The sequence below is a fragment of the Clostridioides sp. ES-S-0001-03 genome (genome assembly GCF_020676075.1).
In the GTDB taxonomy this organism is placed as follows: domain Bacteria; phylum Bacillota; class Clostridia; order Peptostreptococcales; family Peptostreptococcaceae; genus Clostridioides.
On the sequence record NZ_JACVWJ010000002.1, the window covers coordinates 475,125 to 501,378 of the forward strand.

27 protein-coding genes and 1 pseudogene are annotated in these 26,254 nt (G+C 26.7%); 17 read left to right on the forward strand and 11 right to left on the reverse strand.

Annotation, left to right across the window (positions count from 1 at the left end):
- Positions 1-27 precede the first annotated feature (27 nt).
- A complete protein-coding gene (locus tag IC174_RS05385) occupies positions 28-1,218 on the reverse strand; it encodes a DUF1002 domain-containing protein (RefSeq protein WP_227482326.1) in 1,191 nt (396 codons plus the stop codon).
- Positions 1,219-1,485: 267 nt separating this feature from the next.
- Between IC174_RS05385 and IC174_RS05390 the strand changes: the two genes are divergently transcribed.
- The 7 genes from IC174_RS05390 to IC174_RS05420 all read left to right on the forward strand — a co-directional run bounded on the left by IC174_RS05390 (position 1,486) and on the right by IC174_RS05420 (position 8,300).
- Entirely contained in the window at positions 1,486-1,962 is a 477-nt protein-coding gene (locus tag IC174_RS05390) for a type I restriction enzyme HsdR N-terminal domain-containing protein (RefSeq protein ID WP_227432867.1), read from the forward strand.
- A 290-nt stretch (positions 1,963-2,252) separates the two neighbouring features.
- Positions 2,253-3,137, forward strand: a complete 885-nt coding sequence (locus IC174_RS05395) for an RNA polymerase sigma factor RpoD/SigA (protein ID WP_227432868.1) — start codon at positions 2,253-2,255, stop codon at positions 3,135-3,137.
- Between the two features lie 696 nt (positions 3,138-3,833).
- Positions 3,834-5,378, forward strand: coding sequence for a murein biosynthesis integral membrane protein MurJ (gene murJ / locus IC174_RS05400; protein WP_227482327.1), 1,545 nt, complete (start codon positions 3,834-3,836; stop codon positions 5,376-5,378).
- Between the two features lie 35 nt (positions 5,379-5,413).
- Complete coding sequence (deoC, locus tag IC174_RS05405) at positions 5,414-6,073, forward strand: deoxyribose-phosphate aldolase (RefSeq protein ID WP_227482328.1); 660 nt, start codon at positions 5,414-5,416, stop codon at positions 6,071-6,073.
- A 187-nt stretch (positions 6,074-6,260) separates the two neighbouring features.
- The gene (locus tag IC174_RS05410; protein WP_227432872.1) at positions 6,261-6,629 is read left to right on the forward strand and encodes a GntR family transcriptional regulator; all 369 of its coding nucleotides are present in this window, start codon (positions 6,261-6,263) and stop codon (positions 6,627-6,629) included.
- Between the two features lie 3 nt (positions 6,630-6,632).
- The gene (locus IC174_RS05415) at positions 6,633-7,508 is read left to right on the forward strand and encodes an ABC transporter ATP-binding protein (RefSeq protein WP_227482329.1); all 876 of its coding nucleotides are present in this window, start codon (positions 6,633-6,635) and stop codon (positions 7,506-7,508) included.
- Positions 7,509-8,300 carry an ABC transporter permease gene (locus tag IC174_RS05420; RefSeq protein WP_227432874.1) on the forward strand — a complete coding sequence of 264 codons (792 nt, stop codon included), beginning with the start codon at positions 7,509-7,511 and terminating at the stop codon, positions 8,298-8,300.
- 177 nt (positions 8,301-8,477) lie between these two features.
- Here IC174_RS05420 and IC174_RS05425 read toward each other — a convergent pair whose 3' ends face one another.
- Positions 8,478-9,803, reverse strand: a complete 1,326-nt coding sequence (locus IC174_RS05425) for an MATE family efflux transporter (protein ID WP_227482330.1) — start codon at positions 9,801-9,803, stop codon at positions 8,478-8,480.
- 421 nt (positions 9,804-10,224) lie between these two features.
- On the opposite strand from IC174_RS05425, the gene IC174_RS05430 reads away from it, so the two are divergent.
- The 3 genes and pseudogenes from IC174_RS05430 to IC174_RS05440 form a co-directional block, all read left to right on the forward strand.
- Positions 10,225-10,809, forward strand: a complete 585-nt coding sequence (locus tag IC174_RS05430; protein ID WP_227482331.1) for a TlpA family protein disulfide reductase — start codon at positions 10,225-10,227, stop codon at positions 10,807-10,809.
- The gene (locus IC174_RS05435) at positions 10,802-10,951 is read left to right on the forward strand and encodes a CD1871A family CXXC motif-containing protein (RefSeq protein WP_227432878.1); all 150 of its coding nucleotides are present in this window, start codon (positions 10,802-10,804) and stop codon (positions 10,949-10,951) included. The genes IC174_RS05430 and IC174_RS05435 overlap by 8 nt, the downstream gene beginning before the upstream one ends.
- A 10-nt stretch (positions 10,952-10,961) precedes the next feature.
- Positions 10,962-11,813 (forward strand): annotated as a pseudogene (locus tag IC174_RS05440) (4Fe-4S binding protein); the annotation flags it as partial.
- A gap of 917 nt (positions 11,814-12,730) precedes the next feature.
- On the opposite strand, the gene IC174_RS05445 reads toward IC174_RS05440, so the two are convergent.
- From IC174_RS05445 to IC174_RS05460, 4 genes are all read right to left on the reverse strand, one after another.
- Positions 12,731-13,573 carry a creatininase family protein gene (locus tag IC174_RS05445; RefSeq protein WP_227432879.1) on the reverse strand — a complete coding sequence of 281 codons (843 nt, stop codon included), beginning with the start codon at positions 13,571-13,573 and terminating at the stop codon, positions 12,731-12,733.
- 563 nt (positions 13,574-14,136) lie between these two features.
- The gene (locus tag IC174_RS05450) at positions 14,137-14,784 is read right to left on the reverse strand and encodes a lactate utilization protein (protein WP_227432881.1); all 648 of its coding nucleotides are present in this window, start codon (positions 14,782-14,784) and stop codon (positions 14,137-14,139) included.
- Between the two features lie 445 nt (positions 14,785-15,229).
- Complete coding sequence (locus IC174_RS05455; RefSeq protein WP_227482332.1) at positions 15,230-16,144, reverse strand: DUF2935 domain-containing protein; 915 nt, start codon at positions 16,142-16,144, stop codon at positions 15,230-15,232.
- Between the two features lie 232 nt (positions 16,145-16,376).
- The gene (locus IC174_RS05460; protein ID WP_227432883.1) at positions 16,377-16,559 is read right to left on the reverse strand and encodes a hypothetical protein; all 183 of its coding nucleotides are present in this window, start codon (positions 16,557-16,559) and stop codon (positions 16,377-16,379) included.
- Positions 16,560-16,980: 421 nt separating this feature from the next.
- Between IC174_RS05460 and IC174_RS05465 the strand changes: the two genes are divergently transcribed.
- The 5 genes from IC174_RS05465 to IC174_RS05485 all read left to right on the forward strand — a co-directional run bounded on the left by IC174_RS05465 (position 16,981) and on the right by IC174_RS05485 (position 20,658).
- Positions 16,981-19,083, forward strand: coding sequence for a bifunctional diguanylate cyclase/phosphodiesterase (locus IC174_RS05465; protein WP_227482333.1), 2,103 nt, complete (start codon positions 16,981-16,983; stop codon positions 19,081-19,083).
- 234 nt (positions 19,084-19,317) lie between these two features.
- Entirely contained in the window at positions 19,318-19,467 is a 150-nt protein-coding gene (locus IC174_RS05470; RefSeq protein WP_227432886.1) for a hypothetical protein, read from the forward strand.
- Positions 19,468-19,969: 502 nt separating this feature from the next.
- Positions 19,970-20,188: a hypothetical protein gene (locus tag IC174_RS05475; protein ID WP_227432888.1), complete on the forward strand. Its 219-nt coding sequence runs from the start codon at positions 19,970-19,972 to the stop codon at positions 20,186-20,188.
- A gap of 68 nt (positions 20,189-20,256) precedes the next feature.
- Positions 20,257-20,484, forward strand: coding sequence for a DUF2829 domain-containing protein (locus IC174_RS05480; RefSeq protein WP_227482334.1), 228 nt, complete (start codon positions 20,257-20,259; stop codon positions 20,482-20,484).
- Positions 20,485-20,490: 6 nt separating this feature from the next.
- Positions 20,491-20,658: a hypothetical protein gene (locus IC174_RS05485; RefSeq protein WP_227432891.1), complete on the forward strand. Its 168-nt coding sequence runs from the start codon at positions 20,491-20,493 to the stop codon at positions 20,656-20,658.
- 59 nt (positions 20,659-20,717) lie between these two features.
- Here the strand turns inward: IC174_RS05485 and IC174_RS05490 are convergent, their stop codons facing one another.
- The 4 genes from IC174_RS05490 to IC174_RS05505 form a co-directional block, all read right to left on the reverse strand.
- Positions 20,718-21,035 (reverse strand): hypothetical protein, encoded by a 318-nt coding sequence (locus IC174_RS05490; protein ID WP_227482335.1) that lies wholly within the window; start codon positions 21,033-21,035, stop codon positions 20,718-20,720.
- 378 nt (positions 21,036-21,413) lie between these two features.
- On the reverse strand, positions 21,414-21,614 hold the full coding sequence (locus tag IC174_RS05495; RefSeq protein WP_227432893.1) for a hypothetical protein: 201 nt from the start codon (positions 21,612-21,614) through the stop codon (positions 21,414-21,416).
- 89 nt (positions 21,615-21,703) lie between these two features.
- On the reverse strand, positions 21,704-22,117 hold the full coding sequence (locus IC174_RS05500; protein WP_227432894.1) for a hypothetical protein: 414 nt from the start codon (positions 22,115-22,117) through the stop codon (positions 21,704-21,706).
- Positions 22,101-22,334, reverse strand: coding sequence for a helix-turn-helix transcriptional regulator (locus IC174_RS05505; RefSeq protein ID WP_227432895.1), 234 nt, complete (start codon positions 22,332-22,334; stop codon positions 22,101-22,103). The genes IC174_RS05500 and IC174_RS05505 overlap by 17 nt, the downstream gene beginning before the upstream one ends.
- 213 nt (positions 22,335-22,547) lie before the next feature.
- Here IC174_RS05505 and IC174_RS05510 point away from each other — a divergent pair, with 213 nt between their 5' ends.
- Positions 22,548-22,721 carry a BlaI/MecI/CopY family transcriptional regulator gene (locus IC174_RS05510; RefSeq protein WP_227432897.1) on the forward strand — a complete coding sequence of 58 codons (174 nt, stop codon included), beginning with the start codon at positions 22,548-22,550 and terminating at the stop codon, positions 22,719-22,721.
- A gap of 451 nt (positions 22,722-23,172) precedes the next feature.
- Positions 23,173-23,991, forward strand: a complete 819-nt coding sequence (locus IC174_RS05515) for a MerR family transcriptional regulator (RefSeq protein WP_227432899.1) — start codon at positions 23,173-23,175, stop codon at positions 23,989-23,991.
- Positions 23,992-24,132: 141 nt separating this feature from the next.
- Here the strand turns inward: IC174_RS05515 and feoB are convergent, their stop codons facing one another.
- Positions 24,133-26,253 (reverse strand): ferrous iron transport protein B, encoded by a 2,121-nt coding sequence (gene feoB / locus IC174_RS05520; RefSeq protein WP_227432901.1) that lies wholly within the window; start codon positions 26,251-26,253, stop codon positions 24,133-24,135.
- Between the last annotated feature and the right edge of the window lies 1 nt (position 26,254).

Genomic DNA, 26,254 nt, shown 5'->3' on the forward strand with positions numbered 1-26,254 from the left:
TAGGCAATTCTTTTATTTACTTAATTTTTAAAATAAACCTGAAAGCCAATTCTTTATTTTTTCAAAGAAACCAACTGAGTCATTAGTATTGGATTGATTTTCAGAATTATTAGTTGTGTTATTTTCACTTGATTGAGTGTTATCATTATTCTCGCTATTATTTTCTGAGTTATCCGTATTATTAGAGTTAGTACTATCTTCTGAGTTATCTGTATTATTAGAGTTAGTATTATCTTGTGGATTTATTTGAACACCTTCTGTAGAGTTTATCACAGCATTTGAGCCAAGAGACTCATCATTAGTGTTATTTAAGATTCCCAAATCTTTTTTATCTCCTCCTGAGAATAAACCAGAGAACCAATCTCCTATTCCACTAAACCATCCACCTATAGTATCTAGTATTCCAGAACCTTTAACACTATCACCTAATTTTTTTAGTTGTTCATTTACATTGTCTGATACATTATCCAATGTATTTTTCATATTATTGTAATCATAATCTTGGTCAGCTATTTTTTTCATTACACCTTGAATTTGTTCTTTTTGTTCTGGTGTAATAGTAATATTGTAATTGTTTACAACATTATTTATCGTATTAGCTATTTGATTAGTATCCTTTGTACCATTTTTTACAATTTCTGTTTTAATATCATTCATCACACCAGTTGCTTTTTCTTGACCTATATCATCTCCTAAATCACCTGTAACCACTAACTCTTCAGAAGCAATTTCCTTTTTTGTTTCGTCAAGTTTTTTTCCTGATGCATCTTCAAATGCTTTCATAATTCCTGTCAATGCACCAGTACCACTTACAGGATATGGAGCAGCAGCAATAACATTTGCATTTTCAAGACCAGCTGTTGTAAGTGTTGAAGCAATCATTGAGCTAGTTACCCAAGTTAAATTTGCTGTTTTAACATTAATTCCATTGCCATTTGTTGTAGGCTCAACATAAGAGCAAGAAATAGTAACTTTACCAAGTTGGCTCTCTGTTGCAACACCTTGTAAATATTGTCTTTCTTCTGCATTTGTTACATCTAAAACTAAGACTTGGTCTTTTTTAACTCCAAAATAATTAAGCATTTGTTGTTTTTGAGATTCTGATAAGTTAGCTCCAAGTGTAACAACATTTGTTCCATCTGCATAAGCAAGGTTTAAACTTCCAAACACAAGCATAGTAGATATAATAATAGAGCTAATTTGTTTTTTAAACTTCATAATAATCCTCCTAGATTTAACATACATTACATTTTCAATATACATTTTTATCAATATACTGAATAAAAATATGTGCTACATTTCTATTATACTAAATATAAACTATTTTTTAAATCAATGCGATTACAAGTTTGTAATAAAAAAGGTAATATAAGGTAAATAATAAAAAAATAATTTTTATAAGAGATTGAAAAAACAATTAATGTAGTATACTATAATATAGAAATGATTATGATAATGTTATAGAATCGGAAGGAGAAAAAATAAATGTCAAAAGAATTAGTAAAAGACAGAGTAATAAAATATTTAATAGAAGATTTATTGGTACCTCAGGACATGATTGATACAAATGTTGAATTAGCAGAATTTGAAGAAGGTGCAGAGGGAACTTTAGATATTATTGTAAATGTTAAAGATGATGAGGATTATTACGCTCCAGTAATGATAGTGCAGTGTTTAGATGAAGATGTAGAATTAGAAGGGGAAGTTTTACAAAAACAAATAGAATTTTTAGAAGAAGTAGATAACATAACTATGTCAGGTAGATTGGTTTTAACTAATGGTGATGCTATGATGTATGCTGATTGGAGAGGCGAAGAATATGATACTGAGGCAGCACTTCCAACTTATGATATAATGGTAAAAGAGTTTAATGAGATGGAACAACAAGTTAAAGATTCAGAAGAAGAACATCATCATCACGATGAAAATTGTGGATGTGGATGCAATCATCATGAAAAGTAAATAACAAGCATATATATTAAAAAAGACTGTTTAATCAACAGTCTTTTTTTAGACATATATCAATCTAAAAACTTAGGATATAACAATATATAATAAAATAAATTATATATATAAGGAGGATATTAGGGTTAGAGGTAGAATAATATTATAGGTATAGTTTTTATAACTTTGTATACATAATATACAAAACAACTTATTTGAAGAAGGGGATATTATGTAGTTGTAGATTATGTAGTTTTAAATTATTTATTTTTGTTTTAGCAAATTCTATGAATAGAAGGGGTTTGATTATGGATACTAAAAAAGAAAATAATTATGAAAATTATATTTGTGTGGGTTCATCAAATGTATCAAATGCGATGAAAATGTATTTAAAGGAAATTGAGGAATACAAAATGTTGTCAGCAGGAGAAGAGGTAGAGCTGGCAAAGGAAATAATCAACTCATCTTCAGTAGCAAAGGAAAAGTTTATAAATTCAAATTATAGGTTGGTAGTGAGCATAGCAAAAAGATATAAAAGAGATAGTATTGATATGCTAGACTTAATTCAAGCGGGAAATATAGGACTCATAAAAGCAGTAGAGAAGTACGATTATAAAAAAGGATACAAATTTAGCACTTATGCTACATGGTGGATAAAACAAAGCATAACAAGATATATTGATGATTGCGAAAATACTATTAGAATACCTATACATCTTCACCAAAGAATAAATTTTGTAAAGAAAAAGAAACAAGAACTTTTAAATGTATTATTAAGAGAACCAACTGTAGATGAGATTGCAGATGCTTGTGGTCTTGAGGTTGAGAAAGTATTGGAATTATTAAAACGAGATAAAAATGTTGTATCTTTGGATACACCATTAAAAGAAGATGAAGATAGTAGTTTAGTTGAATTTATACCATCAGATGCTGATTTTAAAGATGTTGTAATGCATGAAGTGGAACAACATAATTTAAAAGAAAAAATAGAAGAATTACTTACAGGTCTTGGAGAACAAGAACAGCAGGTTTTGAGAATGAGATTTGGCATTGATGATGATGACCCTAAGACATTAGAGCAAATTGGAAAGGTGTTTGGAGTTACTAGAGAAAGAATAAGACAAATAGAAGCTAAAGCAATAAGAAAATTAAGACATCCAAGTAAATTAAAACAATTAAAGCATTTTTATTAATATTTATAAAGCGAATATAAAAGAAAGTAGGAGAAAGATTCTCCTACTTTTGTTTTTTCTTTTGTCATACTTACACATAATCAATAATGGTTTTTCAATAGGAAAATATGAGATTAATAAAATAAAAATTACCTTTACATTACTTTAACTTGCAGAAAAGTTGAGTTTTTATTAGCTTATTGACGACTATTAATAATCATATTGATGTACTTTATTTAAAATGCACTTATATATTTCTGTTAAGTATTCTTCATTGAGGAGAATACTTTTTTGGATTTTCTTTAAATAAATAATTATTTAGTAAAAGTGATTAAAATTTTTCAAAATAGATAAAATATGTTAAAATATAACTTAAAAATGATTATATATTTTCCTTATGTTGAGATTATTAAGTTATAAGAAATGAATAAAATGAAATTTAAAGATATTGCTAATATAAGTGTTTTGTTTTACCTAGATTAGAAAATAATAACTCCATTTCTGTGAATTCAATTAAATTTATTCTATTAGATTTAAATTGCGATTATAGAAAATGTTGTATAAATAAAAAACATAAAAAATAATGTTATTTATGATATATTAAAGAATAAACAACTACTATTATCTTCAGAAAATGTAGGAATAATAGATTAAATTATATATAATAGGCTAGCTTTTACTGAACTAAAAGAAGTGTGTTAGAAGTGGAGTGATGAAATGAGCAAAGTGGCTAAAGCAACTTTTTATTTGATGATAGTTACTGTAATATCTAAGATTCTTGGCATGGGTAGAGAATTAGTTTTATCATCAATTTATGGAACAGGTTTGTATACAGAAAGTTATTTGACAGCTATGAATATACCAAATATTATATTTGCAGCAATAGGAACTGCTATAGTTACTACTTTTATACCAATGTATCAAGACATAAGTAGTAAACAAGGTGAAAAACAAGCAGTAAAATTTTTAAACAATGTCTTAAATATAATAGTTGGTATATGCATAATTGTAGCTATACTGGGTGTGATTTTTTCAAAACAACTTGTGAGTATATTTGCTATAGGATTTGAAGGTGAGAGATTTGAGCTTACTGTAAAATTTACTAAAGTACTTATAACGGGAATAATATTTATAGGTATTACTAGTGTTATGTCAGCATTTTTACAAATAAAAGAAAATTTTATCATAGTTGGATTTGGTAGTATCCCCTATAATATAGTAATAATTATTTCAATAATGATAAGTACCGTGTTTGGACCATATGTACTTCCAGTTGGTGCTGTAGTTGCTATGATAGTTCAGCTACTTTTTTACATGTTTTTTGTTAAAAAAACAGATTACAAATATTCATTTTACTTAGATTTTAAAGATGATAGTCTTATAAAATTGCTGGCATTACTTTCACCAGTGTTTATAGGTGTTGCTGTTAATCAAGTAAACTCATTAGTTGATACAACTTTAGCATCTACATTAGTTAAAGGTAGTATACCAGCACTTACTTATGCAGATAGGTTAAATGGTTTTGTTACAGGGACATTTACAGCCTCAATAGTGTCTGTTATGTACCCAATGCTGTCAAAATTAAGTGCAGAGAATAATCAAAAAAAATTTACTAGTTCAGTTAAATCTAGTGTCAATATGATAATAATTTCTATGATTCCTATTTCAGTTGGGTCTATTGTTTTTGCAAATCCAGTTGTTAGAATTATATTTGAAAGAGGAGCTTTTGATGCTAGAGCAACTCAAATGACAGCAACTGCTTTAGTTTTCTATGCAGTTGGAATGACTGCATTTGGACTTAGAGATATATTAGGTAAAGTTTTTTATTCATTACAAGATACAAAAACACCTATGGTAAATGGTATTATATCTGTTTGTGTAAATATAGTGCTAGATTTAATTTTAATAAAACCTATGGCTCATGGTGGTCTTGCTCTTGCAACTAGTTCATCATCAATTGCATGTATATTGTTACTTTTCATAAATTTAAGAAGGAAAGTAGGTTATTTTGGACAAGATAAGATAATAAAAGCAACCTTAAAATCATTAGTAGCATCAGTTATTATGGGAATTTTATCATATTTTACGTATAAATTTATATTTGGACTTTTAGGCGTAGGTACACTTAACGAGTTAGTATCATTAACCATTTCAGTAATAGTTGGAGGTGGAATTTATACATTACTAATGACCATTTTTAAAGTTGAAGAAGTTGATATGATATTAAATATTGCAAAAAGAAAGTTACACTTAAAAAACTAGTTTAACTATATTAATTATATATTTAGGAGGATTTTATGAAACACATATTAAAAACAGTAGACCATACTATTTTAAAGGCTACAACGACATGGGAAGATATTAAGATTTTATGTGATGAGGCTATAAACATGAATGTAGCATCAGTTTGTATACCACCATCATATGTAAAAAGAGCAGTAGAATATTTAAATAGTAAAATAAAGGTATGCACAGTAATAGGATTTCCCCTAGGATATCAAACTACTGCAACGAAGGTATTTGAAGCTGAAGATGCAATTAAAAATGGAGCAGATGAAGTTGATATGGTTGTAAATATTTCAGATATTAAAAATGGGGACTATGAGAAGATAGAAAATGAGATAAAAGAAATAAAAGCAATTATTGGAGATAAAATATTAAAAGTTATTATAGAAACATGTTATTTAGAGGAATATGAAAAAGTAAAGATGTGTGAGATAGTAACAGTGTCTGGTGCAGATTTTATAAAGACATCTACTGGAATGGGAACAGGTGGAGCTACTTTAGAAGATATAAAGCTTATGAAAGAGCATGTTGGAGAAACTGTTAAGATAAAGGCTGCTGGAGGTGTTAAATCGATTTCTGATGCAGAAAAATTTATAGAGGCAGGTGCTGAAAGATTAGGTACTAGTTCAATATGTAAAATATTAAAAAATGAAGACATAACAGGTTATTAAAACTATTAATTAATGGATAAAACAATGACAACTAGATATTAGTTTAATTATAAATTTATAGAATAAAAGGCAGAGGGAAATTTCCCTCTGTTTTTTTTATTTAATCTTGACAGAGAAAACTTTATAATATATTATAGTCTTATAGTTAGTTACTTAAGTAATTAACTAACTTAGGAAGGAGGAACCTATGAAATTAATATTAAATAATGAAGAACCCATATTTATTCAGATAGCACGAGCAATTGAAGATGAAATACTATCAGATGGAATAAAAGAAGAAGAGCAGGTTCCATCAACAACTGAACTTTCAAAGCTTTATAAAATTAATCCTGCTACAGTCTTGAAAGGAATAAATACATTAGTTGATAAGAATATTTTATACAAGAAGAGAGGGATAGGAATGTTTGTATCAGAGGGGGCAAGAAGTATAATAAAAGAAGTTAGGAAAGAAAACTTTAAAAATAATTTTATAAAAAATCTACTTCAAGAAGCAGATAAATTAGAAATAAACAGAGAAGAATTAGTTGATATTATAATAAATTTTAAGGGGGAGTAATGTATGAGTAACTCTATTAGGATAAAAAATTTGTCTCATAGCTTCAAAAAACAAAAGATTTTTGATAATGTATCTCTGAATTTTGAAGAAAATAAAATATATGGTTTATTAGGAAAAAATGGTGCTGGGAAAACTACATTATTGAATATAATAGTAAATCAATTAATTCAAAGTGAAGGAGATATAGAAATTTCAGGAAAAAATATAAAAGAAGATTTAAAAGTATTGGAAGATATTTGTATTGTAAGAGAAAAAGAATTTTATAATTCAGACTTTAAGGTAGGTCAGATATTTGAGTTTTCTTCTAGCTTCTATAAAAATTATGATAAGGCATTAGAAGAAAAACTATGTAAATATTTTGATTTAAATATAAAGAAAAAGTATAGACAATTGTCTAGGGGAATGAAGACTATACTTTCAAATATAATAGGAATTTGTTCCAATTCAGCTATTACTATATTTGATGAACCAACAATTGGTCTAGATGCAGTAAACAGGCAAGAATTTTATAATGTAATCTTAGATAATTATATAAAAAATCCAAGAACGATAATAATATCAACTCATTTGATTGATGAAATAGATGATTTATTAGAGCATGTAATAATATTAAATGAAGGTAAGATTATTATAGATGAAGATATTGATACTATAAAACAAAAAGCTCATTATATTACTGGAAGCAGAGAAGAAGTAGAAAAATTAGAAGCAATAAGAAATGTAAAGCCTAAAAAATCATTTGGAAATACAGTTGCCTATTTTTACTATGGTGACTTTAATAAAAACGATGAAAATATACTTAAAAATTCAAATATAGATGTAGGATATATAGGATTACAAGATATGTTTGTAAGTATGACTAAAAAGGAGGTTTTGTAATTGAATGAATTAAGACCATATATGAAATTTTTTAATAAAAATACAAAAACGTATATAATTTTATTTTTGGTAATAGGTGTTTTTTTAAATGTTTTACCACTTATTATTGTAAATTTTGCTAATTTACCTAAAGAAGACTTATCTTCATTTACAACTCCACTTTTAAACTATATAAGTATACTAATATTTGTATATGGAATATCTATAGTAAATAAAGATTTTTCAGGTGCTTTAAGTATAAGGGCAGATAGAAAGAATTGTATAAAAGCTATTATACTAACTTTAATTATTTTAGCCTTTGTTCTTTCTATTGTAAGTATAGTTTTGATATTTTTATCAAAGTTATCTATTGAGCTTATAACTGGTTATAAGGTAGATATGTTAGCTTTACTGAAACAAGATTTAATTTGGACCTCTATACCCATGATAATAAAATCATCAACAACAAATATGCCACTAGCTTATTTAAATTATTTTATAAATTTATGTATTAGTGAAATATGTATAGGTTTGATAGGCGCTTTATTGGGTGCTTTTACGTATAGGGTTAGAAAAGCTACAAGCTTTACCATATTAATAGGACTACCAATATTGATATTAATTTATGTAGTTAATTTTGCAATTAAACATATGCAAAAAATGATTACATATTTAGATAAAATTATTATTTTATTTGAAAATCCTTCTATTTTATTAGGGTTAAAAGTAGGAACTATATTTGTTTGTATAGCCTTAATAATATTACTACTTAGAAGAGCTCCAATTAAGGATTATGCAAATGATTTATTATAATTAAAATAGAAATCACCTTAAAAGTAGATTTAAATATTACTAGTAAAAAGCCCTTAAAAACCATTTGTTTTGGATTTTAAGGGCTTTAATTTCATTACAAATATGAAGTTTCTAAAGCGAAATTTGAATACAATTACTTTAAGCTAGCTTTATTAATTTTAACAAGTATATATTTTACTAATACTTATATTTACTCTTATATTTTTTTATAAACAATATAGATATAAATATAGTTATAATTTCAGCAAATGGAACAGTAAGCCATAATCCATTTAGATGCAATATAGGAGGAAGAATTACAATTCCTATAATTACAAAAACAAAGGCACGACTAAAAGATATAATAGCTGAAATTTTTCCGTTGTGAAATGCTGTGAAAAATCCTGATGCAAATATATTTATACCAACAAATAAAAAAGCAAAAGCAAATATTTTTAGACCTTGTAAAGCTAAACCAAATACCCCATTATCAGGATTTACAAAAACTCTAACAATAAGTGGTGCAAAAACTAAAGCTACAATAAAAACTAAAATAGAAGAAGCAAATATAAATTTTAAAGAATGCTTAAATGTTTCTTTTAACTTATTACTATTTTCAGCACCAAAATTATAACTTATCAATGGTGATACTCCAGCAGCAAAACCTAGATAAACCGATGTCATCAAAAAGTGAGCATAAAGTACTATAGTAAGAGCTGCAAGTCCAGTTTCTCCTGCTAATCTTAAAGCAACTATATTAAATAAGAATGTTGTAATTCCTGTAGATAATTCTGTAACCATTTCAGAAGAACCATTTATCATTGTATCTCTTATAAGTCTAAAATCAGTTTTTGGTTTTTTTAATTTTAATGTAGACTTACTTGATAAGAAGTAGGCTATACCTAAAATACAAGTTAAAATGATACCTATAGCAGTTGCAACCGCAGCACCTAGAAGACCCATTCCAAAATATTTAATAAACACATAATCTAATATTATATTTGTTACACCTCCAATTACTGATAGAAATAAACTAAATTTAGAGTTTCCATCAGTTCTTGTAAAATATTCAAATATAAATTTTAAAATATAAAAAGGTGTACATAAAATCATAACCTTACCATAAGTTATACAATAAGGTAGTAGTTTATCTGTTGCTCCAAGTAAAATAGATATTTCTTTGACAAAAAAATACGAGATTATTGTGAATAAAATTCCAATAATCAATGAAAATAAAACTATAAAAGAAAATGTAGAATTGGCTTCATCTTGTCTATTTTCCCCCATACGTATAGAAACTATAGCTCCTCCACCAGTTGCCATCATTATTCCAAAACCACAAACAAGGTTGATTATGGGTAGTACAATATTTATACTAGCAAGAGCATCTGAGCCAACTAATGTTGATACAAATATACCATCTATTATTGTGTATAAAGATATAAATACCATGGATATAATTGCAGGAGAAACAAATTTCAGAAATTCAAAAGTAGTGAATTTTCTTGTAAATAAATTTTCCATAAATTTTACCTCCTTTTATTACTCTCTATATATAATAAGGTATATAGTAACTATATAGTCAAGAAAAACTTTGCTAATACTATAAATGGCTTTAAATCAATAATAACTTATGTTTCGTAGGATTTATAGAATGGCGATTAATGAACTTTTATTGAAAGAATAATTATACTCTATTGAAAAAGATAATTATATCTTAAGAAAATCTTTAGAAATATAGGTATATAATCTTAAGTTTTACAGCTTATCATATATATAAGATTTTGTTTGATAAGAAGTATATTTTAGTAACTATATATATTCAATATAGTTTTCTTTAGGTTGGCTATTATTTATTAAATATAATAACTATAGTATAGAGAATAGATTACTTTTATTTCAATCAACAATTTTATATATTATATAGATATTAGGAGTGTGAAGTATGAAAAGGTTTTTTGTGTTAGTTTTGGGATGTGTTTTTGCTTTAGGTATACTTTCTGGTTGTAGTAAAAAAGAGTCTAAGCCTATAGACACAAGCGAAAAGAATAGTGAATGGTTTTTTAATCTAGAAACCAAAGATGTAGATGGAAATAAGGTAACAAAGGAGGTGTTTTCAAGTAAAGACCTTACTCTTATTAATGTTTGGACTACCTGGTGTGGTCCATGTGTAGGTGAGATGCCAGAACTTGAAGCTTTATCAAAAGAATATGAAAGTAATAATTCAAATGTAGCTATAAAGGGATTAGTTGTAGAAGTGGATGGAGCTGATATGAAAACTGGTCTTTCGGATGAAGAGAGAGACTTAGTTAAAGATATTATGAAAAAATCAAATGCTACCTATCAACAATTAACAGTATCTGAAGGTTTGAAAAAGACTGATTTTAAAAGAATTATAGAGTTTCCAACAACTTATTTTGTAGACAAGAACGGGAAATTTGTAGGTGACAAAGTTGCAGGTGCAAATAGCAAAGAAGAATGGAAAAAAATTATAGATGAAAGATTAAAGATGGTAAAAAGTAATGAGTAACTTTATTAAAGAAAATAAAAAAGGTATTTCTATTATTGTAATTGGTATTTCATTTATTGTATTGGGCATATATCGTGGAGAAGCAAATATAGTATTAACTAAAGCAATTATGATTTGCCTTGAATGTATTGGTATTGGTTAGGAGAGCAATCATGAAGTTATTATCAAAAATAAACAATAATATAAGAATTATTACTCAGATTGCATTTACAGCATTAACAAATGGATATATAAATGGTTTTTTGCAAGGGACTATTTATGGTGGAGAAAGTAAAAACTTGTGTGTACCTGGATTAAATTGCTATTCTTGTCCAGGGGCACTAGGTGCATGTCCAATAGGTTCACTACAAGCCGTTTTATCAAGTAGGGATTATAAATTTTCATTTTATGTTGTAGGATTTTTAATGGCATTTGGAGCTTTTTTTGGACGCTTTGTTTGTGGATGGCTTTGTCCTTTTGGACTTATTCAAGATTTATTATATAAAATACCATTTCCATTAAAAGTAAAAAAAGTTTATGGTGACAAATATTTAAAATATCTAAAATACATAGTTTTAATAGTTTTTGTAATTATTTTACCAATTACTATTGTAAATGTAGCAGGTGGTGGTAATCCTTGGTTTTGCAAGTGGATTTGTCCTTCAGGTACATTATTAGGTGGGGTACCTCTTATTTTAGAAAATGAAAGTTTAAAAGAATCCATAGGATTCTTATTTAGCTGGAAATTAAGTATTTTGATATTGATTTTATTAGTGTCAATAATGATTTATAGACCATTTTGTAGGTACTTATGTCCTTTAGGTGCAATTTATAGTTTCTTTAATCCTATTTCAATATATAGATTTAAAATTGATAAAGATAAATGTACAAATTGTACAGTATGTCAGTCAAAATGTAAGCTTGATATTCCAATATATGAAGATGTAAATAGTTTAGAATGTATTAGATGTGGTGATTGTATAAAAGTGTGCCCTCAAAATGCAATTACTGCAACTTTTTCAAAAAATATAAAGAATAAATCAATATTTAAAAAAAATGTAAGGGGAAATAATTTAATGAAGAAGATTACTATATGTATTATGATGTTTGCAATCTCAGTATTAGTATTAACTGGGTGTAATAATGACAATAAAATAAAAAGTGAAGTAGATAATATGTTTAATGCAATAAAGACTCAAGATTCTGATAAAGTAGATAAATATTTTCCAGAATCAGGGTTAGGTAGTTTTATCTATAGTGACAAAGAAGGATTTAAAATGTATTCTAAAAATATGTCTTGGAAAATCGAAAATATAAAGAAAAAAGACGATAAAGTTATTGTAGATTTAAAAATTAATAATACAGATATGGTTTCTATATTAAAAAAGAATCCTCCTAAATTAGGAGAAATGATGCCTAATCCAACTATGGAGGACATTGATTCTGCAAATAAAAAAGAGTTTACAATTGCTTTAGAAGTCGTTAAGTCTGGGGAAAATTATATATGTAAAGCTAGCCCTGAATTTGCAATGAAACTTTTAAATGTAATTACTGGAGGAGGTACAGATTATCTAGCTGAGTATAATAAAGATTATTTTAAAAAACTTGATGGAGAATAAAAAAACTAAATTTATAGATAAAACATACTCAATAATTTATTAAAATTATTGTCAATATGTAGAAGTTTATTATGTAAAAGTTGTTTCTTATAGAAATAAAGATGCTAATAAAGAACATAATTGGCAATATAAATATTTACTTGAATTATATAAAAATAATTAAATATGTAACATAAATAGTATAATAAAAGTGGCACTTAATTATAAGTGCCACTTTTATTATACTATTTATGTTATTTATAAGAGTTTATGTAGGTATTTTTTATAGGTTATAAATAGATTATATTGATTTGAAAAATTAAGTATTATAGTAATTATAAGTTTTAAATTTTAAGTTTTAAGTTTGGGACATGATATAAAGGATGATTCATATATTTTTCATAATTAGAACGAAGAATAAAATTATGTGTAGCTATGTATATTTGTTCTCCAATGTCATTGTTTAGTTCAACTCCCAATTCTTCACTTGCCTCTTTAGGAAATCCAATATGACCTTCATTTTTAATTGTATTGATAACTTTTTGGATGTTCATCATTTCGTTATCTTGAATAGATATATCAGGGCGTTCTTGGTAATTATCATTTACTAATTCTGGATAGAGTGATAACATATTAGATGTTTCAATCCAGCCTGCGTGAAAATCATTTGGAAATAATTTGATTTTTTCTTTAATAGAATTAGAAAATTTTCTTAAGATTCCCTTTTGTTCGCAATTAAAAATTGAACCCATAGGTGCAATTGAAATTATGCCATATTCTTTGTTGATTGATTCACAGGCTTGTTCTATAGCAATTGTATGTAGTGGGTCAGCATGAGCAGATATAACAACGATATTTTTAACACCCCATTTGACTATGTTCTTTAATGTACTATAAATTATTTTGTAAATTAATTCACGGCTAATATGAATATTACCTGGGAAAGTTCCCATATCTGCAAAGCCCAAAGGTATTATAGGCAGTTTTCCATAACAATAGCTAGGTAAAATTGAGTCTAGTTTATTAATTGCAAGGTTAATCCATTCATCTGTTTCATAAATATCCACACCTATTGGTAAATGTCTACCATGTTCCTCAATTGGAGCTATACCAACAAATACTACTAGTTTTTCTTTGTCTAAATTCAAAATATCTTCCCATGAAAGAGTAAGTAAGTTATAATTCATAGCCTTGAACCTCCTGAAAATTTATTTTAGTAGTGATATTATTTTCTATATACATAATAATTAACACTAATATGTATATATAGTACTTTATATAAATAGTAATATATATACATATTAGTGTCAAGAAAGAAATAACTCTGATTTTAAAAACAACGACGATTCTTTTAATAATTGTTAAGTGAAAAAGTTAATGCTTATAAATTTATTACAATATTTTTTAGACTAAATATAAAGAGCAAGTATAGTACTATTAAAAAATAGAAGATATTTATTCAAAAAACACCAATCGGAAATTAAAACAAAAAACTTTATGGTATTTATGAAAACTTTATTAGAAATACAATTTAAATTATATATTATAGAAGTTTAAATAATAAAAGTAGTAGATATTTTGATTTCTAAGGGAAATAGTATTTAAGAAAATTGGAATATAGAAATTTGAGGACAAGGTAAAAGTGATAGAGAGAAAATTTTATATAGAATTTTCTCTCTATCACTTATGTAGGTAAACTATGTAACATTATTTTATTATTTATGTAATTATTTTTGTTTACAGATGTATTTTATAGACCAAGATTTTCTCCAACTAATATTACTTTTATCTTATTTGCTGGACGACTGATTCTTGTAGTTACCATATATGCACAAATACTTTCAGGACTTGTGCAATCTATACAACTACCATTAATATAGCAAGGAGTATTAACATCTTGAAAACGCTGTACAACTGCTGGTGCAGCAATTGTTCTAGTTCTTTGTATTGCATCACCAATATTTTTTACAATCTTATTCATGCCAGCAACAACTATAACATTTTTTGGTCCAAAAATCATTGCAGCTACACGATTTCCATTCCCATCAATATTAAAAAGCTGACCATCTTCACTAATAGCATTACTACTCATTAAAAAAGTATCACATAGAAGTGCTTGACGCATAATTTCTGTTCTTTCTTCTGGACTTTTTGCCAAATCCCTATCAATAACTTTATATCCTTTATTTTTAACAGCAATTTGTACACCCATTTCCTTAAGAGTTTCAGAACCTCCCCATGAGACTGTATGATTTTGAGGAATTAAATCTAAAATTTGTTGTAAAGCATCGTTTTTAGTTTTACAGTAATAAGCATCAAAATAGCGTTTTTTAAGAGCTGTAACGATGTTTGGACCTAACTTATCGTAACGTTTTTCTAATGGTGTTTGTCTTATCATACTAAAATCACTCCTGTATTTAAATTTTAAAGTTGTAACTATTATGCTAATTAAATTTACCTACTAGATAATTGTATAAATAAAGATAAAGAAAAGATTATACAAAATAAGCTTACATAAAACCAATTTTATTATTAACTTTTCCTAAAATTATGAAAATAGTTACAATATAGTTATAACACAAATAAGTTTTTATTATAAGATGTATATTATTAATTTTTAGTAAATAATCAAGTGGAAAAATAGTTCTGTTAAGAGTTCTTATTTTTAAAACTACTATATAAGAATGTTGTAAATTGTAGTTGATTATATGATTTTTTCACAAATATTTATTATAAATAAATGACTTAAGTTCTATTGAATAATAAAAAAGTAAAGAAGCAGTTTAGATGCATCTTTACTTTAATTAATTTTATGTTATATAAATTTGTTTAGAGTTTTTTAATTACATATTTTTGTAGTTTTCCAATATTCTGATATAATGATTGGCTTCTCTTAACACATGGTCTGCTAAAAGTGGCAATATTATAGATTTTATTTTACATTCTTCTATTCCAGATACTCCAGCCTCTTTAAAATCTTTGAATTCAACTGTTTCATCTAGAGTTTTATCTGTCATACTATTTATAGTAGCATCATTCATTTTATTTGCTTCTTCTATTAATTCCTTAAATTTTGCAGCAAATTCGTTTGAAGTATTGATTAGTTCATTTTCAGATGGGTCAAGTAATCCTCTTATAAACAATGCATGCTCCATCATAATTTGATCCCAAAATAATTCTATCTCTTTAAAATCTTTTGAATCAATATCTATTTTATTTTCTAGGTCAATTACATAGGAACGATATAAGTTAGCTTCATGTATTATATGTTCAATAAGTAGAGGGTAATTTGAGGTAAATAGATTGCATGATAGCACTCCATCTAGAACTCTTTCCTTTAGATTAATAAGTCCATCAAGTAACTTTAGTGAATCTGAGTTAAGCTGAGCTACATAATTTACTAAATCTTGGCTAACCTGTGGATTTACACCACTTTGTAAATTTAATTCTCTTGTGGTTATGTTTTGATTTATTTCTATTCCTGTAAATTCCTCTGTCTTTTTTTCTGCATTCAATGTATGACTAGTGACAATTTCTTCTGAATATAATATATCAGGTCTAATTACACCATTGCTAGCACTAACAGCATATGATAATAATTCCTCAAATTGCTTTTTATAGTGGTCAGCTTCTAGAGCAAGATTGTAATCCTTAGGTGTGAATCCTGCTTCTAAAAAAAGAGAATGCTCTTTCATGATTCTTGAAAAAAATAAGTGTAATTCAAGTGATAAAATAACATATTTTTGATTATCTATCATAACTTCCTCCCTTTAAAAATTATCTTGTTTATAATACTTTATTCTTAAGATTTGATTTTATGTATATTAGAAATAAATTAATTAAATTCTCTTGTTACTAGTTTTAAGATTTATTATTAGATTTTAGTTTTGAATACATAACTTTTGGATAAAACTATTAAAGCTAAAATACATAAAAGTAGGCAAGAAGAATCTTATATAAAATTCTTTTGCCTACTTAATATACTTGACTTTATGCCAAACCACACTCACATAATAAAATCATTATTCTATGGAGACATGACTCCACAGTATCTTCGCCATATTTTTTAATAAAATCATCGATTTGAGTTTCTATAAATGAATAGTATTCTTTTAAATTAGCAATATATGCAGTCATTATATGGACACATTCATCAATTTTATCTTTAAACACAACCAATCCCCCTAAAAAACGAAAAATTAAAATATTCAGTAAATAGCATGTATTATTTCATTTGATAACCTATATAGTATGATATATTGGCTAGAAAAATTTTACAAGTGGGTATGCAAAACTGGTTGTTATAATTGCAAAACTGGATAGCTGTTTTGTTATATGTTCATGAATAAGAAACCAAGTAAGATATTGGGCAAATCCATTATCAAATAGATTTTTTATATATCATTTAAATTGGTAAATAGGATATTGATGTATTTTTTTTTATCAACTATAATTTAGAATATGAAGTGATAAATTTCTCCAGTAAATTAAGCTATTTAATGTGTATATATAAATGATTAAGCAATCCTCTGTAATAAAAAATAATTTTGGAAATGTTGTTATAAGTAATAGTAACAATGAAGGAGGCATGTATATGAACAGACATAACATTGAAATTATATTAAATCAGATAAAGACTAATATATATATTACAGATATTCATACTAATAAAATTATTTTTATGAATGAAAATATGAAAGAAGAATACAGTATTTTAGTTCCAGAAGGAAAAGTCTGTTGGGAAGTATTATATCCCGAAAAAAATATTCCTTGCAGTTGTTGTAAGATTTCAGAATTACTAGCGAGCAATAAAAAAGGAGTATCAATAAAATGGTATGAAAAATGTAATAAGTTAAATAGAGTTTTTGAGAATTATGATAGTTTAATTACATGGTATGATGGGACAACTGTTCATATACATCAATCTATAGATATTACAAACTCTATAGATTTAAACAAACAACTTAAGATTGATGAGTTTTGTCACGTATCAGATAACGATGAAAAAAAAGAGAACTTTGAGTATTTAAATATATCAAGAGATAAATTTGATTATGATTCCACTTTACTTTATGATGCTCTTATTAGAGGTACAGATGAATATATATATATATGTAACTTCAAAACAGGAGTATTTCGATATTCACCATCACAAGTTGAATTATTTGATTTACCAGGAGAAATTGTGGAAAATCCACTTGAATATTGGAAAAAAATTGTACATCCAGAGGACTGGAATCGTTTTTATAAGTCAAATATGGAAATAGGTAAAGATTATATGGATTATCATACAGTTGAATTTAGAGCTAAAAATCGTAGTGGAGAATATATATGGTTAAAGTGTAAAGGCCAATTAATGCGTGATGAATTTGGAGAGCCAAGTATTTTTGCAGGAATTATGACGCAGTTAGGTAAACAAAATAAGATTGACCCATTAACACAGTTATTGAACTACTATGAGTTTATGAGTGTATTTGAAGAAAAACTTTCAAATCCCATGATTGAAAAATTATGCATAATGCTACTAAATATTGATGACTTTAAGAATGTTAATGAGATGTATGATAGAGCCTTTGGAGATAACATAATAAAAACTTTAGCACAATCCATAAAATCTATTTTGCCAGGTAATGCTGAACTTTATAAACTTGATGGTGATGAAATGGGAATTCTTGTTGATAATGTTGAAGAAAATGACATTCGAATTCTATATGAACAAATACAGAATTTGATTATACATCTTCACTTGTGGAGAAAATATGGATTAAATATAACAATTTCTACTGGATGTGCTATATATCCAAAGCATGGAGATACAGTAAAAGAACTTTATAAATATGCTAGCTATTCTTTACAGTATGCTAAAGAACATGGAAAAAATAAACTTGTTTTTTTCTCTGAAAAAATCTTGAAAAATAAAATGCATTCATTGGAAATGATGTGGGAGTTGAAAGCATCAATTAATGATAATTTTCGAGGATTTAGTCTTAGATTTCAGCCACAAGTAGACACGCAAAGTCATAAAATAATAGGCGTAGAAGCACTTTTAAGATGGACTAACCAAAAAGGTGAAGCAATTTCTCCTTTAGAATTTATTCCAATTTTGGAAGAAAATGACATGATAAATGATGTGGGAGCATGGGTACTTCGAATGGCATTACGTACTTGTAGTGATTGGATTGATTATAATCCTCTTTTTACAGTAAGCGTAAATATTTCAGCTGTACAAATATTAGAGGAGACGTTTATTGAGGATGTAATTAAAATTATATCTGAGGAAAGTTTTCCTTATCAAAATCTTGTATTAGAGTTGACAGAAAGTCATACAGTACAAAATATGAGTATTTTACAAGATAAGTTTGAAATTCTACAATGTTTAGGAATTCGTATTGCTATGGATGATTTTGGTACAGGGTACTCTTCTTTAGAGATTTTAAAATTTTCTCCAATAGATATAGTTAAAATTGATAGAGTATTTGTCAAAGACATATTAAAAAGTAAGTTTGATGCTACATTCATACGATTTATTGTTGCAATTTGTCATGATGTAGGCATAAGAGTGTGTTTAGAAGGAGTAGAAACACAGGAGGAGTATGATTTAGTTAAGCAAATGAAACCAGATTACATACAGGGATATTTTTTTGGAAAGCCGCAAACAGCAAGAGAAATTTTAGCTATTTTAAAATTAGATATCTAATACTAATCAAATTTTCAATTTCACATTTACTTATATAATCTAGAAAGTAAATATATTTTAATTTTAACTGACATTTAACCTTAGATAAAAATAAAGAAAAAGTAAAATATAGGTAGATTATGTAAATATATATGCTATAATAGGGTTAACAAGAAGAAGCAGTCTACAATCTAAAGAGTGAGGTTCATGCGTAAAGAATATCCTCCCAACGTTAAGAAGGGAGGTGAATTGTGCATGGATATTTTTTTACGAGGTGTACTAGAACGTTTAGTTGCCAGTTTTATAGTTAACAAACTATTTGGAAAATGTAAAAAACCACTCGAAGCGGCAACTAAGAGTGGTTGGGAATTTGATTTAAAAATCACATTCCGTAAAAATGAGTAATTTTAAATTACGAACTCCACTCTACTGACAATAGATTGTAGTTCTTCTTGTTTTTTATTATACCACAAATTGATACAATTATTCAAAAAAAATATTTATATAATATGATTGATGATGCTAGTTCAATTCTAATTGTGTTCAAAATCTATTAATACACTATATTAAGTATTTGAATTGAGATTAAAATCTCATACAATTTTGTATCTTAATTCAAAGTCTAAAAATCGGGTGGGACTTGGTAACTTCACTCATTATACAGGTACTGGTGTTTAATCTAGGTTCGATTCATAGAACTTGAGACATAATATGTAATTCCACCTTAAAAAGACTAAGTTTGGGTAAGTTTAGTCTTTTTAAATTCTAAAATTCTTCTAATGCAGTTCATATTCAGTACACAAACTTTTGGTAATATATAAGTAAATCAAAGATTGTATAGACACTAAATGAATTCAAATATACATACTTGTACATAAAATATATGATAATTTTGGGAGGTATAAACATGAAATGTCCTAACTGTGCTAGTGAGAAAATTCAAAAAAATATTAAATGGGGAGGAAAAGGAAATGCTGGTAATGTTGGACTAAGATATAGTTTACTAGGAGTAGCAACCGTATATTCTGATTTATGTTTGGATTGTGGTGAAATAGTTAGAACATACATAATGGAAAATACTGATGAGGATTGGCAGATAAAGAGAATAAAGAATATAAAAAAATAGAATAAGTTAAAAGGCTATCTTTGTAGATGGTCTTTTTTTATATAATAGATTGAAAAGGAGAATGAATTATGAAATTTGAAGAAGTATTACCACTAATAAAAAATGAAGAAAAAGCATTTAGATTATGTTGGAATGGGAAAGGAATGTATGTGCAAATGGATAAAGGCGGAAGTTATGAGTTTTCAGAAATTTATCCATTCTTTGTAATAAAAAACACATTAAATTCTTTTAATACATGGGTTCCAAGTGTAAGTGATATATTTGCAGAGGATTGGGAAGTAATAAGAGGAGAATGATAAGGGATGGATAGGAGGTTAATAAATGATAAGAGTTTTTATCCAAATAATATTTATCCAGCAATAGACTTTCTCAAGATAAAAAGACAGTTAAAATCAATATACGTTTATGAGATTGAACAGTTATTCAAGTCTCAAGTTGAAAATTTTAGTATATCAAAACTTAAGAATTGATGCTTAAGAAGGTAGCAACTGGAAATAGTTGTTACCTTCTTTTTTAATAAATTTAAATTTTATAAAACAATATATATTTTCCTAATTAAATAATAGGATATTATTGTTATGATAGACACTAATATTACTGATATTATTGCAGTATCAAGTCTTCTTGTTAATAAACCCATGATTATATATTCTAAACCTATTAAATAGTGATAAAATATTTCTAGTTTAGTAGCTTTTTCTCTATCTATATTCCCATATTTTAATTCTAATTTATCTAAATATTTTTTCTTACAATAATTAGTTTTACCCTTGATTAAATATCCTACAGTAACTACTATTGTAAATGTTACTCCATAACTTAAAAATATAATGTTCCAAGAATTCATAGTAGAGATACCTCCATTTAGATTTATTTTCTTAATCAAAGTATATCAGTAGTATAAACATAAAGAGTGTCTAAAAAATTACAAATATTAACAAAGGGAATAAAATTATAGTAAAAGTTTTAATAATAAAACGAACAAAAACTATCATACTAAAACATAAGACATGTTATAATTGTATTACAAAGTTTCATTAATTACACTAAAAGCACTTCTGCAAAAGAGTGCTTATTTTTTGGGAATTCATTAATATATATGAACTATTAAGAACATTACTCAACACACTTTAAAATTGATTTAAATAGGTCTTTTTAACAACCTAAATCATATGATATAATAAAAAAATAGAAGTGTACTGCCAATACACTTCTATAGTTATAACTAAGCATTCTCATGTCGGGGAGTGCTTTTTTCATTTTTCCAAACAATATTATTTACTTCATCAATAATTATCAAATCAATCTCATTTTCTTCTAATATTTCTGTTGCAGTAAAAATTAGATTATCTAAGTCAAAACTTCGAGTTATTTCTAGTTGATTGTTGTTTAGAGTTCTTTTTAGTATGTAAGTCTTAAAACACACTTATATCACCTCTCATATTTATAAAAAAATTAAACATATATTAGCCTCTAAAATAGTTACATTAACTTGTGTTTTTAATAAACTTGTATTTACTCTTTTTTATCTAAAAGTATATTTATAAGCAAATATGCAACAAATAAAAAAATCTCAATGACACATAGTGTTATAGCTATAACTAGAAGTGATTGATTTTTCCATGCACTATAAGCTATGATGAAAAGAAATGTAAAAGCGCATAATGTATAATTCATAATTTTAACTAATATATGACTTGTTTTCATTGTTAAGTATAAGTCTCTTTCATCTGCATTATCTTGTAATTCTTCAACAATGCCTTTTTTTGAAAAAGCATTGTAAAAATTAAAGATTGCTATTGTAATTAAAAGGAATGATGAAATTAGGAATCTTTGTTCTTTTAAAATGCAGTAAATAACTATGCTAGCACAGCATAACATAGAAGCTATAACAGCTACTATAAAACCTCGTCTATTCTTTACCTTCATGTTTTTTGTCCTCCATTTCTTTATTTTCTTTTAAACAACATAGTTCTTCAATAGTTATACCAAACACTTGTGCCATACGATAAGCAAGCATAAGAGAAGGACTATATTGCTCTTTTTCAATAGAAATAATTGTTCTGTTTGATACATGGACTAAATCAGCAAGTTGTTGCTGTGTTAAACTCATATTTGTTCGAAATTCTCGCACTTTTGTTTTCATTCCATACCCTCTCTCTATATGAAGCTAACTTCATGTGAAGTTAGCTTCATAATATCCTAAAAAGAGCAAAATGTCAATTTTTTTTAGAGAAAAGATAAAAATAAACTAAAAAAGTAGAATATATTGTAAATTTTACCTGTAGTTTTTGTATTAAAAAGTTCCTACTATTAGTTTAAGTTAAATTTTATGTTATATAGAAAGAAGGAATATATTATGCTAAATAAAAAATTACCAGATGCAGAATTAAAACTCATGAAATTTATTTGGAATTTGGGATACAAAACTGTAATATCAAAAGATGTTGCAGATGAAATGGATGAAAACTATGGGTGGAAACATACAACTACAATTACAATCTTAGCAAGATTAACTAAAAAGGTTTTTTAATATCTCAGAGAATTAGAAAACATGTACACTATACAGTATTAGTGAAAGAAAAAGAATATTTGAAATTAGAAAGAAAAAGAATTTTTTGAGGTTTACATAACAATCCTTTGTCAGAAATAATTTCAAAGCTACATAAAGAGGAAACAACAGAAGACAAAATAACAGAGATATGAGAATGGATAAAAACTTGGAAAGATGAAGATTAATAGAATAAAAGGTAGCTACTAAGTAGGGCTCAGTTCAATATAAGTGCTACCTTTTTATTGATATGGATAAAATATGGAAAAGTTATATAAAATTGTGGGTAAAATATTTTACTGATATCTAACTGACATTTGACCTTTAAAATTAAAAAAATATTGATTTTATTAAATAATAACTACTTGATTTAGTAAATACTAAAGGATATAGTAACTATATAGACAACAAAGCAAAAAGGAGTGTACAAACCTTGGAAAAACAGTATTTTACTACAGGTGAATTTGCAAAACTATGTGGTGTTTCTAAGCAGACGTTGATTTTTTATGATAAAATAGGGATTTTTTCACCTGAATATAAAGATAAAAACAATTATAGATATTATTCAGTATATCAGTACGATACATTAGATATATTACAATCATTAAGAGAAATAGGCATGAGTTTAGAAGAGATAAAAGAATATATAAAAAATAGAAGCCCTCAACATTGTGTAGAAATGCTTAAAGAAGAAGAAAAAAAGATAAAAGAGAAAATAAAAAAATTAAAACAAATAAGTTCTAAAATACAAAACCGGATAAATACTACAGTTGAAGGTATTTCTAAGATATATAATGAAGAAATTTATATATCCAATAGATGTGAAGAATACTTAGTATTATCAAGTGATTTGAGTAGTATAAATGATGGCAATTTTATGATGGAATTGATTGATTTTACAAATTACTGTAAGTCAAAAAATCTGTATCAGGGATATGAACTAGGAGCAATAGTAAGTAATGAAAATATAAAAAATGGAGAATATTTAAGTATATCAAGTTTTTATTTAAAAATAGATAAAAAAATAAAAGATAAAAAGCTATATATAAAGCCAGAAGGAATGTATGTGTGTATAAAGCATATTGGGAGATATGAAGACTCATATAAGTCCTATGAAAAATTAAAAAAATATATATACGATAATAACTATAAAATTATTGGTAATTCATATGAAGAAAGTATACTTGACTTTTTTTGCGAAAATAATGAAGAAAATTATATGACTGAGATTTCAATTCAAATATCTATATAAGAATTAAAAATTAAAATAGAGGTATATTCACGTGATAAGTAATTTTACTTATCACCTGAATATACCTCTATTTTAATAATAAAGTATATGAATTTTTAAATAATACTTATAGGATAAAGTTTAATGTTAACTAAATGCTAATTATACAAATAAATTATAAACAAAAGTTGTTAAAAAACAAACAACAAAAGCAAGTACAGTAGGCATTAAAAATCCTAAGGCAGTCCATTTTAAACTTCCAGTTTCTCTTTTTATAGTTAAAAGTGTTGTTGCACAAGGCCAATGAAGTAAGCTAAATAACATAACATTTAAAGCTGTTAAATAAGTCCAACCATGTTCTCTAAGAACTTGACCTAGAGCACTAAAGCTATCTAATTCTATCATAGAACCAGTTGCTAGATAAGCCATTAAAAGTATAGGTACAACTATCTCATTTGCTGGAAAACCAAGAATAAAAGCCATTAATATGAAGCCATCTAGGCCAATTAGCTTAGCTAAAGGGTCTAAAAAGTTTGCAACATGTGATAATATGCTCAAATCTCCTATATAGATATTTGCAAATATCCAAGTTATTACACCAGCAGGTATAGCCACCATTACAGCTCTTCCTAAAACAAATATTGTTCTATCTATTATAGAAGTATATAAAGTTCTACCTATTTGAGGAACTCTATAAGGAGGAAGTTCTAATGTAAATGTAGAAGGAACTCCTTTTAATAATGTTTTGGAAAGAGTATAAGAAACCAACAATGTTATTATAACTCCTAAAATTATTAATAAGGTTATACAAAATGCAGTTGCTATACTAGATACAAAAGAGCTAGTTACAACAGAGCTAAAAAATATTGTAGATATGGCTATTAAAGTAGGAAAACGACCATTACAAGGTACAAAGTTATTTGTAAGTATAGCAATAAGTCTTTCTCTTGGAGAGTCAATTATTCTACAACCAATAACTCCAGCAGCATTACATCCAAATCCCATACACATAGTCAGGCACTGTTTACCATGAGCACATGCTTTTTTAAATAGATGGTCTAAGTTAAATGCAACTCTTGGCAAATATCCAAAATCCTCAAGTAATGTGAATAATGGAAAAAAGATTGCCATAGGAGGTAACATTACAGAAATTACCCATGCTAAAGTTCTATATAATCCTAATACTAACATATCATTTAACCACAATGGACAATTAATGCTATTTAATATATTTGAAATACTTGGTTCAAATCCAAGTAATAAATTAGATAATAAAGTGGATGGATAGTTAGCACCTTCTATAGTAATCCACAGTATAGTACCTAATAATAAGAGCATTATTGGAAGTCCAAATATTTTAGATGTTAATATTTTATCTACTTTTTCTTCTCTATCTGTTGGTTTTTTAGCATTATTAGAACAACACTTATCACTTAATTTTTTAGCATAATCATAATTGATTTTAGTAAATTCATCTCTAGTCTTCTGTTTGTTTATATCATTTGGAACTTTTTTCTTTACTTCGTTAATAGCATCTATAGAATCTTTATCTATATAATTACTCATAGATTCAAAAATACTTTCATCGCCATCAATAAGTCTAAGACCCAACCACCTAGAATTTATATTTGGCATGATATCATCTAACTCTGGTTGAATTGATTTTACTGTGTTTTCTATATTTTCGCTGTATTTTACTGGTTTATTATTAAACTTGTATCTATCAAAAGATACGTCATTTAAAATTTCTAATAGTTCACCCATACCAGAACCATTTCTTGCAGCAGTTAAAACAACTGGAATTCCAAGAGATTCCTCTAAGAAATCTTTATTAATATTAATACCTTTTTTTCTAGCTTCATCTATCAAATTTATACACAAAATGACTTTATCTGTGAGTTCCATTACTTGAAAAACTAAATTTAAATTTCTTTCAAGACATGTAGCATCACACACTACTATTACTGCATCTGGATTACCAAAGCATATAAAATCACGAGCTACAACCTCTTCTTGTGACAAAGCAAATAGAGAATATGTTCCTGGTAAATCTATTAATGCATACTCTGTATTTTGATATTTGAAATTACCACGAGCTGTAGCTACAGTTTTTCCTGGCCAATTTCCAGTGTGTTGTCTAAGTCCAGTAAGATGATTAAATACAGTACTTTTACCTGTATTTGGATTACCAGCTAGTGCAATTACAAACTGGTCTTCCTTGTTATCTATATCAAACATGTCTTTTAAAGAATTCATTTTAGTTGAGTTGTGTGTTAAACCCATA

Coding starts and splice junctions, on each gene's coding strand:
- IC174_RS05385 (WP_227482326.1), bottom strand. CDS start 1,218: ATGAAGTTTAAAAAACAAATTAGCTCTATTATTATATCTACTATGCTT.
- IC174_RS05390 (WP_227432867.1), top strand. CDS start 1,486: ATGTCAAAAGAATTAGTAAAAGACAGAGTAATAAAATATTTAATAGAA.
- IC174_RS05395 (WP_227432868.1), top strand. CDS start 2,253: ATGGATACTAAAAAAGAAAATAATTATGAAAATTATATTTGTGTGGGT.
- murJ (WP_227482327.1), top strand. CDS start 3,834: ATGAGCAAAGTGGCTAAAGCAACTTTTTATTTGATGATAGTTACTGTA.
- deoC (WP_227482328.1), top strand. CDS start 5,414: ATGAAACACATATTAAAAACAGTAGACCATACTATTTTAAAGGCTACA.
- IC174_RS05410 (WP_227432872.1), top strand. CDS start 6,261: ATGAAATTAATATTAAATAATGAAGAACCCATATTTATTCAGATAGCA.
- IC174_RS05415 (WP_227482329.1), top strand. CDS start 6,633: ATGAGTAACTCTATTAGGATAAAAAATTTGTCTCATAGCTTCAAAAAA.
- IC174_RS05425 (WP_227482330.1), bottom strand. CDS start 9,803: ATGGAAAATTTATTTACAAGAAAATTCACTACTTTTGAATTTCTGAAA.
- IC174_RS05430 (WP_227482331.1), top strand. CDS start 10,225: ATGAAAAGGTTTTTTGTGTTAGTTTTGGGATGTGTTTTTGCTTTAGGT.
- IC174_RS05435 (WP_227432878.1), top strand. CDS start 10,802: ATGAGTAACTTTATTAAAGAAAATAAAAAAGGTATTTCTATTATTGTA.
- IC174_RS05445 (WP_227432879.1), bottom strand. CDS start 13,573: ATGAATTATAACTTACTTACTCTTTCATGGGAAGATATTTTGAATTTA.
- IC174_RS05450 (WP_227432881.1), bottom strand. CDS start 14,784: ATGATAAGACAAACACCATTAGAAAAACGTTACGATAAGTTAGGTCCA.
- IC174_RS05455 (WP_227482332.1), bottom strand. CDS start 16,144: ATGATAGATAATCAAAAATATGTTATTTTATCACTTGAATTACACTTA.
- IC174_RS05465 (WP_227482333.1), top strand. CDS start 16,981: ATGAACAGACATAACATTGAAATTATATTAAATCAGATAAAGACTAAT.
- IC174_RS05470 (WP_227432886.1), top strand. CDS start 19,318: ATGGATATTTTTTTACGAGGTGTACTAGAACGTTTAGTTGCCAGTTTT.
- IC174_RS05475 (WP_227432888.1), top strand. CDS start 19,970: ATGAAATGTCCTAACTGTGCTAGTGAGAAAATTCAAAAAAATATTAAA.
- IC174_RS05480 (WP_227482334.1), top strand. CDS start 20,257: ATGAAATTTGAAGAAGTATTACCACTAATAAAAAATGAAGAAAAAGCA.
- IC174_RS05485 (WP_227432891.1), top strand. CDS start 20,491: ATGGATAGGAGGTTAATAAATGATAAGAGTTTTTATCCAAATAATATT.
- IC174_RS05490 (WP_227482335.1), bottom strand. CDS start 21,035: ATGAATTCTTGGAACATTATATTTTTAAGTTATGGAGTAACATTTACA.
- IC174_RS05500 (WP_227432894.1), bottom strand. CDS start 22,117: ATGAAGGTAAAGAATAGACGAGGTTTTATAGTAGCTGTTATAGCTTCT.
- IC174_RS05505 (WP_227432895.1), bottom strand. CDS start 22,334: ATGAAAACAAAAGTGCGAGAATTTCGAACAAATATGAGTTTAACACAG.
- IC174_RS05510 (WP_227432897.1), top strand. CDS start 22,548: ATGCTAAATAAAAAATTACCAGATGCAGAATTAAAACTCATGAAATTT.
- feoB (WP_227432901.1), bottom strand. CDS start 26,253: ATGGGTTTAACACACAACTCAACTAAAATGAATTCTTTAAAAGACATG.